Origin of the sequence: Sphingobium sp. LMC3-1-1.1 (genome assembly GCF_040676285.1) — a bacterium.
In the GTDB taxonomy this organism is placed as follows: domain Bacteria; phylum Pseudomonadota; class Alphaproteobacteria; order Sphingomonadales; family Sphingomonadaceae; genus Sphingobium.
The window spans coordinates 458,423-476,266 of sequence record NZ_JBEGHQ010000001.1 but is presented as its reverse complement, the minus strand read 5'-3'; the positions used below and the strand labels follow the sequence as shown (position 1 = coordinate 476,266).

General features: G+C 63.6%; 16 protein-coding genes. 10 read left to right on the top strand and 6 right to left on the bottom strand.

Going from position 1 to position 17,844, the window contains the following annotated elements; translation table 11 throughout:
- The first annotated feature begins 23 nt into the window (after positions 1–23).
- The gene (locus tag MRBLMC3_RS02375; RefSeq protein ID WP_363825556.1) at positions 24–779 is read left to right on the top strand and encodes a glutaredoxin; all 756 of its coding nucleotides are present in this window, start codon (positions 24–26) and stop codon (positions 777–779) included.
- 163 nt (positions 780–942) lie between these two features.
- Here the strand turns inward: MRBLMC3_RS02375 and serB are convergent, their stop codons facing one another.
- Positions 943–1,821 (bottom strand): phosphoserine phosphatase SerB, encoded by an 879-nt coding sequence (serB, locus tag MRBLMC3_RS02370; protein ID WP_363754124.1) that lies wholly within the window; start codon positions 1,819–1,821, stop codon positions 943–945.
- Here serB and miaA point away from each other — a divergent pair.
- The 7 genes from miaA to leuA all read left to right on the top strand — a co-directional run bounded on the left by miaA (position 1,820) and on the right by leuA (position 9,585).
- The gene (gene miaA, locus MRBLMC3_RS02365) at positions 1,820–2,764 is read left to right on the top strand and encodes a tRNA (adenosine(37)-N6)-dimethylallyltransferase MiaA (RefSeq protein ID WP_363825553.1); all 945 of its coding nucleotides are present in this window, start codon (positions 1,820–1,822) and stop codon (positions 2,762–2,764) included. The genes serB and miaA overlap by 2 nt on opposite strands.
- A 100-nt stretch (positions 2,765–2,864) precedes the next feature.
- Positions 2,865–4,613: an acetolactate synthase 3 large subunit gene (locus MRBLMC3_RS02360; protein ID WP_363734989.1), complete on the top strand. Its 1,749-nt coding sequence runs from the start codon at positions 2,865–2,867 to the stop codon at positions 4,611–4,613.
- A 10-nt stretch (positions 4,614–4,623) separates the two neighbouring features.
- Complete coding sequence (locus MRBLMC3_RS02355; protein ID WP_133651933.1) at positions 4,624–4,968, top strand: hypothetical protein; 345 nt, start codon at positions 4,624–4,626, stop codon at positions 4,966–4,968.
- Positions 4,968–5,483 (top strand): acetolactate synthase small subunit, encoded by a 516-nt coding sequence (gene ilvN / locus MRBLMC3_RS02350; RefSeq protein ID WP_133651932.1) that lies wholly within the window; start codon positions 4,968–4,970, stop codon positions 5,481–5,483. The genes MRBLMC3_RS02355 and ilvN overlap by 1 nt, the downstream gene beginning before the upstream one ends.
- 251 nt (positions 5,484–5,734) lie before the next feature.
- Positions 5,735–6,754 carry a ketol-acid reductoisomerase gene (gene ilvC, locus MRBLMC3_RS02345; protein WP_133651931.1) on the top strand — a complete coding sequence of 340 codons (1,020 nt, stop codon included), beginning with the start codon at positions 5,735–5,737 and terminating at the stop codon, positions 6,752–6,754.
- 241 nt (positions 6,755–6,995) lie between these two features.
- Positions 6,996–7,619 carry a YceI family protein gene (locus tag MRBLMC3_RS02340; protein ID WP_363734991.1) on the top strand — a complete coding sequence of 208 codons (624 nt, stop codon included), beginning with the start codon at positions 6,996–6,998 and terminating at the stop codon, positions 7,617–7,619.
- Positions 7,620–7,911: 292 nt separating this feature from the next.
- Positions 7,912–9,585 (top strand): 2-isopropylmalate synthase, encoded by a 1,674-nt coding sequence (gene leuA, locus MRBLMC3_RS02335; RefSeq protein WP_363825550.1) that lies wholly within the window; start codon positions 7,912–7,914, stop codon positions 9,583–9,585.
- A gap of 154 nt (positions 9,586–9,739) precedes the next feature.
- Here leuA and MRBLMC3_RS02330 read toward each other — a convergent pair whose 3' ends face one another.
- Entirely contained in the window at positions 9,740–11,116 is a 1,377-nt protein-coding gene (locus MRBLMC3_RS02330; RefSeq protein ID WP_414714613.1) for a M20/M25/M40 family metallo-hydrolase, read from the bottom strand.
- 185 nt (positions 11,117–11,301) lie between these two features.
- Between MRBLMC3_RS02330 and MRBLMC3_RS02325 the strand changes: the two genes are divergently transcribed.
- Both MRBLMC3_RS02325 and trmFO read left to right on the top strand, forming a co-directional pair.
- A complete protein-coding gene (locus MRBLMC3_RS02325; protein WP_363825549.1) occupies positions 11,302–12,621 on the top strand; it encodes a dicarboxylate/amino acid:cation symporter in 1,320 nt (439 codons plus the stop codon).
- Between the two features lie 91 nt (positions 12,622–12,712).
- The gene (trmFO, locus tag MRBLMC3_RS02320; protein WP_363825546.1) at positions 12,713–14,056 is read left to right on the top strand and encodes a methylenetetrahydrofolate--tRNA-(uracil(54)-C(5))-methyltransferase (FADH(2)-oxidizing) TrmFO; all 1,344 of its coding nucleotides are present in this window, start codon (positions 12,713–12,715) and stop codon (positions 14,054–14,056) included.
- Between the two features lie 22 nt (positions 14,057–14,078).
- Here trmFO and MRBLMC3_RS02315 read toward each other — a convergent pair whose 3' ends face one another.
- The 4 genes from MRBLMC3_RS02315 to pdhA form a co-directional block, all read right to left on the bottom strand.
- Positions 14,079–14,543, bottom strand: a complete 465-nt coding sequence (locus tag MRBLMC3_RS02315; RefSeq protein WP_133651925.1) for an EF-hand domain-containing protein — start codon at positions 14,541–14,543, stop codon at positions 14,079–14,081.
- Between the two features lie 10 nt (positions 14,544–14,553).
- The gene (locus MRBLMC3_RS02310) at positions 14,554–15,195 is read right to left on the bottom strand and encodes a hypothetical protein (RefSeq protein WP_363825544.1); all 642 of its coding nucleotides are present in this window, start codon (positions 15,193–15,195) and stop codon (positions 14,554–14,556) included.
- A gap of 145 nt (positions 15,196–15,340) precedes the next feature.
- Positions 15,341–16,693, bottom strand: coding sequence for a pyruvate dehydrogenase complex E1 component subunit beta (locus tag MRBLMC3_RS02305; RefSeq protein WP_363825542.1), 1,353 nt, complete (start codon positions 16,691–16,693; stop codon positions 15,341–15,343).
- Entirely contained in the window at positions 16,693–17,769 is a 1,077-nt protein-coding gene (gene pdhA / locus MRBLMC3_RS02300; RefSeq protein ID WP_133651922.1) for a pyruvate dehydrogenase (acetyl-transferring) E1 component subunit alpha, read from the bottom strand. Before pdhA ends, MRBLMC3_RS02305 begins: the two co-directional genes overlap by 1 nt.
- Between the last annotated feature and the right edge of the window lie 75 nt (positions 17,770–17,844).

Below are 17,844 nucleotides of genomic sequence, written 5' to 3'. Positions count from 1 at the left end.
AACTCTCCAGAGAAAGCGATGCGATGACCACAGCCGCCGCCGAAGCTCCGCGCAAAGCAGAGCTTTATCGCATGGTGATGCCCGACCACATCTGCCCCTTCGGCCTCAAGGCCCGCTGGCTGCTGAAGCGAAAAGGCTATGCTGTCGATGATCACTGGCTGACCAGCCGTGCCGAAACCGACGCCTTCAAGGCCGCGCACAATGTCGCGACGACGCCGCAGATCTTCATCGACGGGCAAAGGATCGGCGGCCATGACGACCTTCGCCGTTTTTTCGGCCTGAAGGTCGCCGACCCGCAGGCGAAAAGCTATACGCCCGTCCTCGTCGTCTTCGCGGTGGCGGGCTTGCTCGCGCTCGTGACCAACTGGCTGACCGCCCTGCCCCTGCTCGGCATCATGACGGCGGAACGCTTCATCGCGATCGCCATGATGCTGCTCGCCATGCTGAAATTGCAGGATGTGGATCGCTTTGCGACGATGTTCCTGAACTACGACCTGCTTGCCCGCCGCCTTGTCCCCTATGGATATGTCTATCCGTTCCTTGAACTGGGCGCAGGCACGCTGATGCTGGCGCGAGCGCTCGACTGGCTGTCGATCCCCGTGGCGCTGTTCATCGGCGGGATCGGCGCGGTTTCGGTGTTCAAGGCGGTCTATCTCGAAAAGCGCGAACTCAAATGCGCCTGCGTCGGCGGCAGCAGCAATGTGCCGCTGGGCTTCGTGTCCCTGACGGAAAATGTCATGATGGTAGCCATGGCGCTGTGGATGCTGGCCGCGCATTGAGCAAAAACGAAAAATAGAGCGATTTCCAAGCGATCGGAACCGATCGCTGGTCAGGAAATCGCGGAAAACAAGGAATCTGGAGCGGCGCTCAACCGTGCGGTGGCGGATCAGAGGACTTCTGATGAGGCCCTGCTTCTGCCTTCGCTCCAGGATATCGAGGCGATCAGGCCTCTACCCACTCGGCCGAAGCGATGCCCTGCGCATAGAGCAGCACGGAGAGGTCGCCATGCACGATTTCGGCCGCCGCCGCTTCCCGCGTCCTGGGCTTGGCATGATAGGCGACGCCCAGCCCGGCCCCCTGGATCATCGGTATATCATTGGCGCCGTCGCCCACGGCGAGTGTCAGCGGCCGATCGATCCCGTCGTTGATCGCCGCCTCCAGCTCCATCCGTTTGCGCGCAGCGTCCACGATCGGAAGCGTCACCGTGCCCAGCAGGGCGCCGTTGGCGATCTCCAGCACATTGGCGACGGCGTCGTCGAAGCCAATCTCCTCCGCCACCGGGCCAGTGAAGCGCGTGAACCCGCCCGATACGAGCAGCGTCCTCGCCCCCCTCTGCTTCATCGTGCGCACCAGCGCTTTTGCGCCCGGCATGATCTTCACCCGCTCGGTCCGGCATTGGTCGATGGCCGCGTCCGCCAGTCCCTTGAGCAGGGCGACCCGCTCATGCAGCGCGCCGGCAAAGTCGAGTTCGCCGCGCATTGCCCGCTCCGTAATCTCCGCGATCTGCGCCTTGATCCCGGCATAGTCGGCCAGTTCGTCAATGCATTCGACGGTGATCATGGTGGAGTCCATGTCCGCGATCAGCAGCTTCTTCTCACGCCCCTCGGCGGGCTGGACGATCACGTCCGCCCGCTCGCCAACCCCGGTGAGCGCAGCGCGCGCGGCAATCGGATCAAGGCCGAAGAAGATGTCGGCCGCCTTGCCCTCGTCCAGCCACTTGCTATCGACAGGCGCGCAACCCACCGTGGCGAGCCGGCCGGCCGCCTCGGCAATATCCTCCTGACTCAAGGCACCACTTGCCACTAAGGTCGCAACGAACATGGAAACTCCTGACTCAAGGATGGGCGAATCCCGCCCGCGCGTCGCGCTTATTGCCGGGCCAACCGCCAGCGGCAAGAGTGCGCTCGCGGTTCGGCTGGCCCGGATGGCGAACGGCATCGTCATCAATGCGGACGCGAGCCAGGTCTATGCCGACCTTCGGATCCTTTCGGCCCGGCCGGACGAGGAGGAAATGGCGGGCGTTCCACATCGGCTGTTCGGCCATATCGACGGCGCGGAAGCCTGCACCGCCGCGCGCTGGGCGGCTGAGGCGCGCGACGAGATCGGCAAGGCGCATGCGGCGGGGCGCCTGCCCATATTGGTGGGCGGCACCGGCCTTTATCTGCGCACCCTGCTGGACGGTATCGCCCCGGTGCCGGACATCGATCCTGCCATACGCGCTGCCGTGCGCGCTATGCCGGTCGCCGAGGCGCATGCCGCGCTGGCAAGGGAGGATCCCGAGGCGGCCGCCCGCCTCGCCGCCGCAGACACCACTCGCGTCGGCCGCGCGCTGGAGGTGGTGCGATCGACCGGCAAGCCCCTGTCAGAATGGCAACGGCACAAGAGCGGCGGCATAGGCAGGGACATCGCCCTGGCGCCCATGGTCCTGCTGCCCCCGCGCGACTGGCTGATCGACCGCTGCGACCTGCGGTTCGGGCAGATGGTGGACCATGGCGCCGTCGGGGAGGTGGAGGCGCTGCTGGCGCGCAAGCTCTCGGCCGAGCTTCCCGTCATGCGGGCCATCGGCGTCCCGGAGATCGCGGCCTGGCTGGCGGGGGAAATCGACCGCGAAACCATGGTCGAGCGCGGCCGGATCGCGACGCGACAATATGCGAAGCGGCAATATACCTGGTTTTCCCGCCAGCCTCCCGCCGATTGGCCCCGCATCGCCGCGATCATTGATAATCATTTAATGGATGAATTAGTAATAAAATTACAACAATAACTATTGACTAGCCATTTTATGTCCAATAGACGCAGCCGCCTTGCCATCGCTCCGCTTCTGGAGCAGAGGGCGCAACATTTATCCGACGGAAGGATCTATCGTGGCCGAAAAGAGCGGCGCGGACATATTGGTTGAGTGCCTGATCGACCTGGGGGTCGAAGTCGTGTTCGGTTATCCGGGCGGCGCGGTTCTGCCCATCTATGACGCACTCTACAATCATCCGAAGATCCGCCACGTTCTCGTTCGCCACGAACAGGGCGCAACCCACATGGCGGAGGGTTATGCCCGCTCCACCGGCAAGCCCGGCGTTGTCCTCGTCACCTCCGGCCCCGGCGCGACCAATGCGGTCACCGGCATCACCGATGCGCTGATGGATTCGATCCCGATGGTCGTCATCACCGGCCAGGTTCCGACGCAGCTCATCGGCACGGACGCTTTCCAGGAAGCGGATACGGTCGGCATCACCCGCCACTGCACCAAGCACAATTATCTGGTGAAATCGCCCGGCAAGCTGGCGAGCGTCGTCCATGAGGCGTTCCATATCGCCACTACCGGCCGGCCCGGCCCGGTCGTCATCGACATTCCGAAGAATGTCCAGATCGCGACCGCGCCATACCGGAAGCCGGAGAGTTTCGAACATGCCAGCTATCGCCCGCAGACCAAGGCGGACCCGGTCGCGATCGCGAGCGCGGTGGAGATGCTGGCGGCTGCCGAGCGTCCGATCTTCTACACCGGGGGCGGCGTCGTCAATTCCGGTCCCGAAGCATCGACCCTGCTGCGCGAGATCGCGGCGCTGACCGGCGCGCCCGTCACCTCGACGCTGATGGGCCTGGGCGCCTTCCCCGCTTCGTCCCCGCAATGGCTGGGAATGCTGGGCATGCACGGCACCTATGAAGCCAATTGGGCGATGAACAAGGCGGACCTGATCCTTTGCGTCGGCGCCCGTTTCGACGACCGCGTGACCGGGCGGCTGGACGCGTTCGCGCCGCATTCCAAGAAGATTCATATCGATATCGACCGCAGTTCCATCAACAAGACCGTCGAGGTCGACCTTCCCGTCATCGCGGACGTCGGCAGTGCCCTGGCGGACATGATCGCCCTCTGGAAGGAACGCGGGCACAAGGCGGCCGATCTGGGCGAATGGTGGGCGCGGATCGACGGCTGGCGCGCCCGCAACAGCCTCGCCTATCCGGAAAGCCGGGAAGAGATCATGCCGCAGGAGGCGATCGCCCAGCTCTACAAGGCTTCGCGGTCGGCGAAGGATGTCATCATCACCACCGAAGTCGGCCAGCACCAGATGTGGGCGGCCCAGCATTTCGGTTTCGACGCGCCGAACAAGTGGCTGACATCCGGCGGCCTGGGCACCATGGGCTACGGCTTCCCGGCCGCCATCGGCGCGCAGGTGGGCAACCCGGACAGTCTGGTCGTCTGTGTTGCCGGCGATGCCTCCATCCAGATGAACATCCAGGAGATGGGGACGGCCAGCCAGTATCGCCTGCCGGTCAAGATATTCATCCTCAACAATGAATATATGGGCATGGTTCGCCAGTGGCAGGAACTGACCTATGAAAGCCGCTATTCCAACAGCTATTCCGACAGCCTGCCCGACTTCGTGAAGCTGGCCGAGGCCTATGGCTGGACCGGCATCCGCATCGAGGGGCCGCAGGAACTGGCGGCGGGCATTGCCCAGATGATCGACACGCCCGGCCCGGTGATCGTGGACTGCCGCGTGGCGAAGCTCAGCAACTGCTTCCCGATGATCCCGTCGGGCGCGGCACATACCGACATGCTGCTCGACCCCAGCCAGGTCGAGGGCATCATGTCGGACGAGGCGAAGGCGCTGGTGTGAGTATGGCGGCGTGACGCAGCATCTGAAGCTCCGCATCCATGTCAGCGAACCCTTCGATTTCGAAAGGATCGCGGGCACGCCGGACCTCACGGGCTGGACGGTGGACCATGCCGATCCGGAAAATGAGGATTGGGAAGTCCATCTGGACGCGGGTTTCGATTTTCATGAGCGCCATATCGGCCGCCTGCTGGTCAGCCCCCGCTATGTGGGCGAGCATCTGGCGCGGATGTTCGACGCGATCGCGGGCTTCCCGGTAAGGATGGCCCATCGCGACGACGGCGCATGGCACTACGCCTTCACGGGCATGATTTCAGAGCGCCATGAGCGCGAAGAACCGGATAACGGAAACATCTGATGCACATTCAGGAAGAGATTAGCGAGCGGCATGTCCTGTCGCTGACGGTTTCGAACGAGGCGGGCATATTGGCGCGCATCGCGGGCCTGTTCACCGCGCGTGGCTATAATATCGACAGCCTGACCGTGGCGGACATCACCCCCGATCATGCGATCAGCCGCATCACCATCGTCACCAGCGGCCCGCCCAAGGTGATTGACCAGATCATTGCCCAGCTCGAACGGCTGGTGCCGGTGCACAAGGTGACCGACCTCACCGACAACGGCCCCTTCGTCGAGCGCGAACTGGCGCTGGTCAAGGTCGCCGGCGTGGGAGAGGACCGGATCGAGGCGCTTCGCCTGGCCGATGTCTTCCGTGCCAAGGTGGTCGACACCACCATAGAGAGCTTCATCTTCGAGATCACCGGCACGACCGACAAGATCGACAATTTCATCGGCCTGATGCGGCAGATCGGGCTGGTCGAGGTTGGCCGCACGGGCGTCGTCGGCCTGATCCGTGGCAAGGAGCCAAACTAAAGCATCGTGCGCGGTTTTTTGCGCCCAGGGATGCGACAACAGACAACTGGAGCGCGGCGCGCTCCAAATAGATTAGCCCCTCTCCCGCCGGGAGAGGGAGGGGCCCATGCGAAGCATGGGAGGGTGAGGGTGAGATCAGCACATCCCCGCCCGGTGGTTCCCCCTCACCAACTCCGACTGGGGCCATGGGGTCCAAGTCTTCGTATCCTCTCCCTCCAGGGAGAGGGTTAGGATATGAAAAGGAACGTCAAATGAAGGTTTATTACGATCGCGATGCCGATATCGGCCTGGTCAAGGGCAAGAAGGTCGCCATCCTGGGTTATGGCAGCCAGGGCCACGCCCATGCGCAGAACCTGCGCGATTCCGGCGTTGCCGAAATCGCCATCGCGCTGCGCCCCGGTTCGCCCAGCGCGACGAAGGCGGAAGGCGCGGGCTTCAAGGTGCTGCCCAACGCCGAAGCGGCTGCCTGGGCCGACATACTCATGATCCTGGCGCCCGACGAGCATCAGGCCGCCGTCTATGCCGCGGACATCCACGCCAATCTGCGTCCTGGCGCGGCCCTGGCCTTCGCGCACGGCCTCAATGTCCATTTCGGCCTGATCGAGCCGCGCAAGGACGTGGACGTCATCATGATCGCGCCCAAGGGCCCGGGCCACACCGTCCGCGGCGAATATCTGCGCGGCGGCGGCGTGCCCTGCCTGATCGCCGTTCATCAGGACGCGACCGGCAATGCCCATGACATCGCCCTTTCCTATGCCTCGGGCGTTGGCGGCGGCCGTTCCGGCATCATCGAAACCAACTTCCGCGAGGAATGCGAAACCGACCTGTTCGGCGAGCAGGCCGTGCTTTGCGGCGGCACCACCGCGCTGGTCCAGGCCGGTTTCGAAACGCTGGTCGAAGCGGGCTATTCTCCCGAAATGGCCTATTTCGAATGCCTCCACGAACTGAAGCTGATCGTCGACCTGATGTATGAGGGCGGGATCGCCACCATGCGCTACTCGATCTCGAACACTGCCGAATATGGCGACATCAAGACCGGCCCGCGCATCATCACCGAGGAAACGAAGAAGGAAATGAAGCGCGTCCTGGCCGACATCCAGTCGGGCCGCTTCGTCAAGGACTTCGTGCTCGACAACCGCGCCGGCCAGCCCGAACTCAAGATGAGCCGCGTCATCGCGCAGCGCCATCCGATCGAGGAAACCGGCGCCAAGCTGCGCGCCATGATGCCCTGGATCAGCGCCAACAAGCTGGTGGACAAGGACAAGAACTAAGGCATCGTGCGCAAAAGTGGCAACCGATTTTGCGCTTGAAACGATGCTGCAACAGAAAGCTGGAGCGCGCGGCCTGCGTCAGATTTGACGCAGCGCGCTCCAAGCCCCGTCCGCCATTCCGACAGCGGGATGGCAGGTAGACGATCCGGTAACCCTTTGTTTCCGGTTACGGCTCTGGAACAATCGAGGGACGTCGCTTATCGTAGCGGCGTCCCTTGATCGCTTCTGGAGATTGTCCTTCATGCGTAAATATCTGATCCCCGCCGCCGCCCTTCTCGCCGTGGCCGGCGGCAGCGCCGTCATCGCCCAGCAGATGCCGCCCGCCCCCGGCGCGAAGGATGCCACCCGCGTGACCGGCGGCACCTATACGATCGACCCGGGCCACACCCAGATCCTCTTCGCCTATGACCATATGGGCTTCACCAACAATCTGGGCGTCATTGCCGGACCGAGCGGCACGCTGACGCTCGATCCCAAAAATCCCGCAGCGGCCAAGGTTTCGGTCGAAGTTCCGGTGGCGAACCTCAAGACCGGCATCGCTGAACTCGACGCGCATCTGATGAAGCCCGACTTCTTCGATTCCGAAAAATTCGCCAAGGCGACCTTCGTGTCGACCGGGGTAAAGGTGCAGGGCACCTCGGCGGAGATCAGCGGCAACCTGACCATCAAGGGCATCACCAAGCCGGTGACGCTGGACACCGAATTCTACGGCGCGGGCAAGGGGCCGGCGCAGATGGGCGGCAAGGAGAATGTCGGCTTCATCGCCACCACCGCGATCAAGCGCAGTGATTTCGGCATGGGCTATGGCGTGCCGATGGTCGGCGATGCGGTGGAACTGAAGATCGTCGCCGCTTTTCAAAAATAAGCGTTGGCCAGAAATAAACACTGGCCAGCAATAAACATAGTACGCTTGCCCCCTCCCGCCGACGGACGGGGCAAGCGCCTGCCCCTTGCGCTCGCCGGCCGATTCAGGCTATGGCGTGTCCATCATGCAGCGCGCGCTTCTTCCCCTGCTACGACTTACACGCCCTTAGGCGTGGTATTTGTGCTGCTCTTCGCTTGAATGACGCGGCAATCCGCCTAAGGGCATAATCAAGCAGATAGTCGTACCACCGGGCAGGCTGCGGTCGCCCGTATGCAGAGAAGCCATTTTCGTCATGATGCTGACTGATCCCTCGCTGAAATACCGCCCCTTCGCCCAGGTGGACCTGCCCAACCGTCAGTGGCCGGGCGCTGTCATCACCTCGCCCCCGCGCTGGCTGTCGACCGACATGCGCGACGGCAACCAGTCACTGATCGATCCCATGAACGCCGAAAAGAAGCGCCGCTTCTTCGACCTGCTGGTCAAAGTGGGCGTCAAGGAGATCGAGGTCGGCTTCCCCAGCGCAGGCGCGACAGAGTTCGACTTCATATCGGGCCTGGTCCGCGAGGGCGCGATCCCCGATGACGTCTTCCCCCAGGTGCTCACGCAGGCGCGCGAAGACCTGATCGCTACCACCTTCGAATCCCTGCGCGGCGCGAAGAAGGCCATCGTCCACGTCTACAACGCCGTATCCCCGGCCTGGCGCAACATCGTGTTCCAGATGGACCGTCCGCAGATCCGGGAAATCGCGATCAATGCGGCCAAGCTGCTGCGCGACAATGCGGCCAGGCAGCCCGATACCGACTGGCATTTTGAATATTCGCCCGAAACCTTCTCCACGGCCGAACTGGATTTCAGCCTGGAATGTTGCGAGGCCGTGATGGAAATCCTGCGGCCGACGCCCGATCGCCCGCTGATCCTGAACCTGCCCGCCACGGTCGAGGCGGCGACGCCTAATATCTACGCCGACCAGATCGAGTGGATCTGCCGCCATATCAGCAAGCGCGATAGCGTCGTCATTTCGCTGCACACCCATAATGACCGGGGCACCGGCGTGGCGGCGGCGGAACTGGGGCTGATGGCGGGGGCCGACCGCGTCGAGGGTTGCCTGTTCGGCAATGGCGAACGTACCGGAAATTGCGACCTGGTGACCGTGGCGCTCAACATGTACACGCAGGGCATCAATCCGGGGCTGGACTTTTCCGATATCGACGAGGTGATCCAGACCGTCGAATATTGCAACCAGCTGCCCGTCCACCCGCGCCATCCCTATGCCGGCGAACTGGTGTTCACCGCCTTTTCCGGCAGTCATCAGGACGCGATCAAAAAGGGTTTCGCCGCGCAGGAAGCGCGCAACGACCAGATCTGGGACGTGCCCTATCTGCCGATCGACCCCAAGGATCTGGGCCGCGATTACGAGGCGGTGATCCGCGTCAATTCGCAGTCGGGCAAGGGCGGCGTCGCATGGGTGCTGCAACAGGACAAGGGGCTGAAGCTGCCCAAGCGGATGCAGGCCGATTTTTCCAAGGTGGTTCAGTCGCTGGCAGACGAAAGCAGCCGCGAATTGAATGCCGGCGACATCTGGGCCGCGTTCGAGGATCATTACCGCCTGTCGGGCGAGCAGCCCTACAGGTTGATCGACTATAATGAGACCGGCCATGCGGGCGACCGCATCTTCACCGGCAAGATCGCGCACAAGGGAGGCGAGCGATCGATTTCCGGGCGCGGCAATGGCCTGATCTCCTCCGTGCTGGCGGCGCTGCGGGACGAATTGGGCGTCGATCTGGAGGTCGCCGACTATAGCGAGCATGCCATCGGCGCCGGTACGGATGTCGCGGCGGCCGCCTATGTCGAATGCCGCACCCCGGACGGCCGGACGATCTTCGGCATCGGCACGGATACCGACGTGGCTACGGCTTCGGTCCAGGCCGTGCTTTCAGCCGCCAACAGCGTTGCGGTGGGGCGCTAAGGGGCCTCACCATCCGCATGGCCAGCGGAAGGGATGGATTAGAGCGATTTCCAAGCGATCGGCACCGATCGCTGGTTAAGAAATCGCGGAAAACAAGGAAGCCAGAGCGGCGATCTGATTCAATCAGATCGAAACCCGCTCTGGTGGAAGGCTGCTATTGGGCGAGGGCCTTCACCATCCGCTCCCACTGATCGAGCGCCTGCGGAATTCCCGCCACCGGCACGCGCTCGTTCAGCCCATGGGCAAAGCCGTCCTCGCCCCGCTGGAACAGGCTGGATACACCATAGCTCGGCACGCCGAGCGCCCGGAAATAGAGGCTGTCCGTCGCTCCCGCCGACATGGAGGGGATGACCGGAATGTGAGGGTAGCGGGCCGACACCGCTGCCTTCACCGCCTTCAGCACATCCTCCCGCAGGGGTGAGGCGTCGCTCGCCTGCGGGTGGTCCAGCGTGGTGATGGTCGCGCCGGGATCATCTATGGCCTGCGTCAGTTCCGCCTTCGCGACTTCGACGGCGATGCCCGGAAAGATGCGGCAGTTCACATCGACCTTCGCACTTTGCGGCAGGGCGTTTCGCGCATGGCCCGCCTGCGCCATGGTGGCGACGCAGGTCGTCCGCACCTGCCCCACAAATTCGGGATAATCGGACAGCAGGTCCGCCGCTTTCGGGTCGCCTGTCTCGGCATAACGCCGCATCGCCGCGCCAACCGCGCCGCCGATCCTGTCCGCCGAAAGAGCCAATGATGCCCTGGTGAGTTCATTGCGCATCGGCGCGAAGCGATAGGCGGCGATCCGGTCGATCGCCCGCGCCAGGCGATAGATCGGATTGCCGGGCGTGGGCGCGCTGCTGTGACCGCCGGCATCGGTGAAGGCGATCTCGAAATCCGCATAGCTCTTTTCACCTGCCTGCAACTGGTAGAGCACGGCCTGTCCATCCTCGTCCAGCAACCCGCCGCCGCCGTCGCCGTTCAGCAGCATTTCGGCATGCTTATATTTCTCCGCCAGTGCGCGGCTGGTGCGCATATGGCTTTCCTCGTCGCCAGACAGAAGGAGGGTGACCGTCCGGCGCGGCCGCCACCCGGACTTGCGCAAACCAGCCAGCGTCGCCACCATCATGGCGACGTCATATTTATTGTCCTCCGCGCCCCGTCCGAAAATATAGCCATCCTCCTCGACCGGCACGAAGGGGTCGCGCGCCCAGTCCGCCGGATCGACGGCCACCACATCCATATGGCCGATCAGCAGCAGGGGGCGGAGCTGAGGATCGCTGCCCCGGATGGTCGCGGCAAGGCTGGCCGTCTCGCCCAGCGGGGTGATCTCCACGTCGCCTGCCACAAAACCCGCCCGCTGCAGCACCGATGCATAATAAGCGGCGAGGCGGGGAACCTGACCCTCCCCCTCCACCGTGCGGAAAGCGATGGACCTGACCAGCATATCCTTGGCCAATGCCGGATCTCCGGCGGCCTGCGCAGCCGGCGGCAGGAACAGGACCGGCGCGGTGAAAGCCGTCAGAACCGCCCACCATTTCCTCAAATCGCATCTCCTGCTGGATCGGGGCTCATTCTGTGGCATAGTGGATCGCGGCGGCCAATCCGTTTGCTGTCCAGTCGCGGAAAGAGGACATCCTTATCCGCGTTCACCCCCATAAAGAATTGTTTGCGCGCATTTGGCAGCGTCGATCACCATATCGCGCGCCGATCGCCCGAAGGAATAAGGCCATGGCCATCAACTATCGCAGTTTCGGATTCCAGGTCATGGCTGGCATGGCCGTCGGCCTGTTGCTGGGCCTCATGGCGCGCGCCATGGGCGCTGGACCGGATGGCGACCTCAACTGGCTGGCCGCAGCACTCAAGACCACGGGGTCGATCTTTATTTCCTTGCTGAAGGCCGTGGTGCCGCCGCTGGTGTTCGCCGCCATTGTCGCCTCCGTGGCCAATCTGCGCGCGCTCGACAATGCAGCGCGGCTGGCGGGGCAGACCCTGCTCTGGTTCGCGATCACGGCACTGATCGCGGTCGTCATCGGCCTCGCCATCGGCTTGATCGTCCAGCCGGGATCGGGACTCCACGGACAGGCGCTCGCCATCGGCAAGCCCGACTCCATCGGCGGCTGGCTCGATTTCCTCAAGGGGCTGGTGCCCGGCAACAGTTTCGCTCTCTCGGCCAGCACCAAACTGAACGACGAGGGCGCATCCACCGCCCTTTCCTTCAATATCCTCCAATTGCTGGTCCTCTCCATCGCCATCGGCCTCGCCACATTGAAGGTCGGGGAGAAGGCGGAGCCCTTCCTGGCCTTTGTCCGTTCCCTGCTGGCCGTGGTCCGCGCGATCCTGGGCTGGATCATCCGTCTGACGCCGATCGGTTCCGCCGCACTGATCGGCAGCGCCATCGCCACCTATGGCTGGAGCGCCCTTGCCCAGCTCGGTGGTTTTGCCGGGGCCGTCTATCTGGGCCTCGCGCTGGTGCTGCTGGTCGTATATCCGCTGCTGCTGGCGGCAAACGGGCTCAGGCCCCTGCCCTTCTTCGCCAAGGCATGGCCCGCGATCCAGCTCGGCTTCGTCTCGCGATCCTCGGTCGGGACGCTGCCGGTCACCGAAACCGTGACGGAACGCATGGGCGTGGAGAAAGTCTATGCCGCCTTCGCCATTCCGCTGGCATCGACGACCAAGATGGACGGATGCGCCTCCATCTATCCGGCTCTGGCGGCGATCTTCGTGGCGGGCTTCTACGGCATTCCCCTTCATGCGGCGGATTATGCGTTGATCGTCTTCGTCTCCGTCGTCGGATCGGCCGCGACGGCTGGCCTGACCGGCGCGATCGTGATGCTGACGCTGACGCTTTCCACGCTCGGCCTGCCGCTGGAGGGCGCGGGGTTGCTGCTTGCCATCGACCCGATCCTCGACATGGGCCGCACCGCCGTCAATGTCGCGGGACAGGTGCTGGTCGCCACGATCGTCGCCAAGCGGGAGGGGATATTGGACGAAGCCGCTTATTATAGCGACGCTTCATCCGCTCAGGCGCTCGGCTCTTCCATGGCATGAGTACCGACGAGGCCGGTCATTTTGCGCTCCGCTTTTGGCACCGTTTCGCCTAAACGCCCCTCGACTACAGATCGATCGGAACAGAAGCAAAGTGGCAGGACATCAGGTTCACATCATCGGCGGCGGGCTTGCGGGGACGGAGGCGGCGTGGCAACTGGCCCAGGCCGGCGTGAAGGTCCGCCTGTCCGAAATGCGGGGATCGGGCGACATGACGCCCGCGCATCAGACCGATGGCCTTGCCGAACTGGTCTGCTCCAACAGTTTCCGGTCCGACGACGCGGACAGGAACGCCGTGGGCCTGCTGCATCAGGAGATGCGGCGGCTGGGCTCGATCATCATGGCGCAGGCTGAACCGGCCAAGGTTCCCGCCGGGTCGGCTCTGGCGGTGGATCGCCATATCTTTTCCGAAGGCGTCACCCGCACATTGGCGGATAATCCGAATGTGGAGATCGTGCGCGAGCGCGTCGACGCGCTGCCGAGCGAAGGCATGACCATCGTCGCCACCGGGCCGCTCACCGCCCCCGCCCTGGCCGCCAGCATCGGGCAGGCGGCGGGCATCGACCATCTCGCCTTTTTCGACGCGATCGCGCCGGTCGTGCACTTCGACAGCATCGACATGGACAAATGCTGGATGGCCAATCGCTGGGACAAGATCGGCCCCGGCGGCGGCGAAGGGAAGGACTATATCAACTGCCCCATGAACAAGGAGCAGTATCAGGCCTTCGTCCAGGGCCTGCTCGACGGCGAGAAGACCGACTTCAAGGAATGGGAAAAGGACACGCCCTATTTCGAGGGCTGCATGCCAATCGAGGTCATGGCGTCGCGTGGCCCGGAAACATTGCGCCACGGACCGATGAAGCCGATGGGCCTTGACGATCCGCGCACCGGCCGCTGGCCCTATGCGGTGGTGCAACTGCGGCAGGACAATGCATCGGGCACGTTGTGGAACATGGTCGGATTCCAGACCAAGCTGAAGCATGGCGCGCAGATCGATCTGTTCCGCACCATCCCCGGCCTGGAAAAGGCGGAGTTTGCCCGTCTTGGCGGGCTTCACCGCAACACCTTCATCCAGAGTCCCAAGCTGCTCGACGCCACATTGCGCTTGAAAAGCGCGCCGCATATCCGCTTTGCGGGGCAGGTCACGGGTTGCGAGGGCTATGTCGAAAGCGCGGCGATCGGGCTGCTCGCGGGACGATTCGCCGCGGCCGAGATATTGGGCCGGCCGCTCCCGCCATTGCCGCCGCAAACCGCGCTGGGCGCGCTGCTCGGTCATGTGACCGGCAATGTCGAGACGGCGGATTATCAGCCGATGAACGTCAATTTCGGCCTCTTCCCGCCGCTGGAAGACGTGAAGAAGAAGCAGCGCAAGGAAGCCATGACCGCCCGCGCCCGCGCCGCGCTGGGCGGCTGGCTGGGCGAACTTCAGCAGGCCTGAGCGTTGCGCGGCGCCTGACGCGTCAGCATTTGCATTTCGGGGTGGCGGTTCGTTTGGGCGCGGTAGTCGCGAATTCCGCCGGCGTCAGCTTGCCGTCACCATTGCCGTCCGCCCCGGCAAAGCGATCCGAGGTCGCCACCGCCCACTCCTCGAAGGAGAGGAGATTGTCATTGTCCCGGTCGAGCGCCTTGAACGCCTTGACGCGGCTGCCCATCATCTCGACGCGGGTGATGACGCCATCGCGATTGCGGTCATAGCGGCCAAATCGCTTCTGCTCGCGGCTTTGCGGCGACGCTTCGCCGGGCATGGGCGGCGCATCGCCCGAAGCGTCCGGATCACCCTCCGGCAGGACATCGACGGCGGGCGGCGGCGGCGATCCGACCAGGAGCTGGGGCACGGGTTCATTGTTCGCCCGCCCCTGCCACCAGAACAGCCCGCCTGCCGTCATCAGTAATGCGGCCATCACGCTCACCAAAACCCGTCCCAACAGATCCCCCCTATCGCCCGAACAACCCGATGCGCACCAATCGCCAATAGTGCGCAGGGGTCAATCCCGCAGGTGCGCGGCGGCCTTTCTCAATGTCATGACGGGCAAGGTGATAGGCGATCTGCAGCGGACGCCATTGTTTCGTCCAGGGTAAGCTGCCGCCACTTATATAGGTCCGTGCCAGATCGATCGCCTTGCCGGCGACGTCCGGGTCCGCATGATGTCCGGACAGGTCCCAGAGCGCCCATGCCGCCCCGGCGCGATCGAGCCATGGCGGAATATCCTCCTGCCCCGCCAGTGCGCGAAACAGGCCGCTCCCCCGGCCCTCCGCATAGCCGGAAAGATCAAGCTCTCCGATCAACGCTTCCCAGCCGTCCAGCCATTGCGCCAGTCCGTGGGGCGGCAAGGCGGCCAATTGCCGCATCGCGTCGATCAGCGGTTCACCCTGTCCCTTGACCCCGTTTTCATCCGTCAAGGCGTCGTTCCACCAGGCCAGGCGCATCTGGCCGATGATCGGCTCGCTCGTCGTCGCCACCAGTCGCGCGAAACGAGCGTCCAGTGCCCAGACCAGCCGATGCCGGGCAGCGCCAGGCCCTGCATAGGCGCTCAGCAGCGACGGCAAGGGCGCGAGATCGTCGCTCACGGCATGCATCCGACCAGATCGATGAAAGGGGAATGGGCCGACATCATCAGCCTTTCAGGACCGACGGACGGCGTCGGCATTCATGGCCCCGACAAGCGACGACAGAATGCAAGGCGTCGATGGGGAGCGACACACGCCGCTCCCCATCTCCACTTTACCGATAACACACCTTCTTCGCCGCCGCGACGACGCGGGCCGCGTCGATCAGCGCCGCCTTTTCAAGGTTCGCCGCATAGGGCAGCGGCACGTCCTCGTTCGTGACGCGCTGCACCGGGGCGTCCAGATCGTCGAAGCCCTGCTCCATGACCACGGCCGCGATTTCCGAAGAGATCGAACAGACAGGCCAGCCCTCTTCGACCACGACGAGTCGGTTGGTCTTCTTGAGGCTTTCCAGCACGGTCGCCGTGTCGAGCGGACGCAGCGTACGCAGGTCGATGACCTCCGCGTCGATGCCTTCACCTGCCAGCGCTTCGGCAGCTTCCAGAGCGATGCCCACGCCAATCGAATAGCTTACCAGCGTCACGTCGCTGCCCTCGCGGACAATGCGCGCCTTGCCGATCGGCAGGACATAATCGTCCACCTGCGGCACATCGAAGCTGCGGCCGTAGACCAGCTCATTCTCCAGGAACACGACCGGGTCTTCCGAACGGATCGCCGCCTTGAGAAGGCCCTTGGCATCGGCCGAGTCATAGGGCGCGATCACGATCAGGCCGGGCACCGCCGCATACCAGGGAGCATAATTCTGGCTATGCTGCGCGGCGACGCGGCTGGCCGCGCCATTGGGACCACGGAACACGATCGGACAGCGCATCTGGCCACCCGACATGTAATTGGTCTTCGCCGCAGAGTTGATGATGTGATCGATCGCCTGCATCGCGAAGTTGAAGGTCATGAACTCGATAACCGGCTTCAGACCGCCCATGGCCGCGCCCGCGCCAATGCCGGCAAAGCCATATTCGGTAATGGGCGTGTCGATCACCCGCCTGTCGCCAAATTCTTCCAGCAGGCCCTGGGTGACCTTGTAGGCGCCCTGATATTCGGCGACTTCCTCACCCATGACGAAGACGCGCTCGTCACGGCGCATTTCCTCGGCCATGGCGTCGCGCAACGCTTCGCGAACAGTAGTTTTAAGATATTCGGTGCCGTCGGGAAGCGCCGGATCCTTGACGGTGGCCTTCGGTTCGGCAGCGGGCCTGGCCGCGACAGGCGCCAGAGCGGCTTCCGCCTTGGGCGCTTCCGCCCTGGGTGCCGGAGCCGCCTCGCCGCCTTCACCCGCCATCGTCGCGATAACGGTGCCGACCTTCACCCCCTCGGTGCCTTCGGCGATCATGATCTGGCCGATCTTGCCTTCATCAACAGCTTCGAATTCCATCGTGGCCTTGTCGGTCTCGATCTCGGCGAGGATATCGCCGGAACGGACTTCGTCACCTTCCTTCACCAGCCATTTCGCCAGCGTGCCTTCCTCCATGGTCGGCGAAAGCGCCGGCATCTTGATTTCGATACCCATTAATATTGCTCCACCAGCACGTCGGTATAAAGTTCGTGCATTTCCGGTTCGGGAGAGGTTTCAGCGAAGTCCGCAGCGTCGCTGACGATCTTGCGAATGTCCTGATCGATCTTCTTGAGCTCGTCTTCGCCCACGCCGGCTTCGGTGAGATATTTCTTGACGCCCTCGATCGGGTCCGACTTGTCGCGCATCGACTGCACTTCCTCGCGCGACCGGTATTTGGCCGGGTCGGACATGGAATGGCCGCGATAACGGTAGGTCTTCATTTCGAGCAGGATCGGCCCGTTGCCACCCTGGACCCATTTCAGCGCTTCTTCCGTTGCGCCCCGTACCGCGAGCACGTCCATGCCGTTCACCTGGATGCCCGGGATGCGGAAGCTTTCACCCCGACGGTAGAGCTGGTCTTCCGCCGAGGAGCGGTTGACGCTGGTTCCCATGGCATATTGGTTATTCTCGATCACGAAGATGATCGGCAACTTCCACAATTCGGCCATGTTGAACGATTCATAGACCTGGCCCTGATTGGCAGCGCCGTCGCCGAAATAGGCGACGCAGACGCCACCGTCATTATTGTACTTATGCGCAAAACCCAGGCCCGCGCCCAGCGATACCTGCGCGCCGACGATGCCGTGGCCGCCGTAGAATTTATGCTCGACGCTGAACATGTGCATCGAACCGCCCTTGCCGCGCGAAATGCCGGCTTCCCGTCCGGTCAGTTCCGCCATGATGACATTGGGATCGATGCCATAGGCCAGCATGTGGCCATGGTCGCGATAGCCGGTGATAACGCTGTCTTTGCCCGGCTGGAGCGCTGACTGGATGCCTACGGCAACCGCTTCCTGCCCGATATAGAGGTGGCAGAAGCCGCCGATCAGCCCAAGACCGTAAAGCTGGCCCGCCTTTTCCTCGAAACGGCGGATCAGCACCATTTGCCGGTAAAATTCGAGCAACTCCTCCTTGGTGGCTTCATAATCCTGGGGAGCGTCAGGGCGAGGCCGGTTGTGGTCCGCGCCGGCGGCGGGTGCAGCCGCCTTTGCCTTTGCGCGTGAAGGACGCGGCGTCGTTGGTTTCGCCAAGGTTCTTATCCTTTTGCGTGGGTGGGGATGGAAGGAAGGGCGATATAGCGGGAGTCCGCCCCGAATTGCAACGCG

Coding starts and splice junctions, on each gene's coding strand:
- MRBLMC3_RS02375 (WP_363825556.1), top strand. CDS start 24: ATGACCACAGCCGCCGCCGAAGCTCCGCGCAAAGCAGAGCTTTATCGC.
- miaA (WP_363825553.1), top strand. CDS start 1,820: ATGGAAACTCCTGACTCAAGGATGGGCGAATCCCGCCCGCGCGTCGCG.
- serB (WP_363754124.1), bottom strand. CDS start 1,821: ATGTTCGTTGCGACCTTAGTGGCAAGTGGTGCCTTGAGTCAGGAGGAT.
- ilvN (WP_133651932.1), top strand. CDS start 4,968: ATGCACATTCAGGAAGAGATTAGCGAGCGGCATGTCCTGTCGCTGACG.
- ilvC (WP_133651931.1), top strand. CDS start 5,735: ATGAAGGTTTATTACGATCGCGATGCCGATATCGGCCTGGTCAAGGGC.
- MRBLMC3_RS02340 (WP_363734991.1), top strand. CDS start 6,996: ATGCGTAAATATCTGATCCCCGCCGCCGCCCTTCTCGCCGTGGCCGGC.
- leuA (WP_363825550.1), top strand. CDS start 7,912: ATGATGCTGACTGATCCCTCGCTGAAATACCGCCCCTTCGCCCAGGTG.
- MRBLMC3_RS02325 (WP_363825549.1), top strand. CDS start 11,302: ATGGCCATCAACTATCGCAGTTTCGGATTCCAGGTCATGGCTGGCATG.
- MRBLMC3_RS02310 (WP_363825544.1), bottom strand. CDS start 15,195: ATGCATGCCGTGAGCGACGATCTCGCGCCCTTGCCGTCGCTGCTGAGC.
- MRBLMC3_RS02305 (WP_363825542.1), bottom strand. CDS start 16,693: ATGGGTATCGAAATCAAGATGCCGGCGCTTTCGCCGACCATGGAGGAA.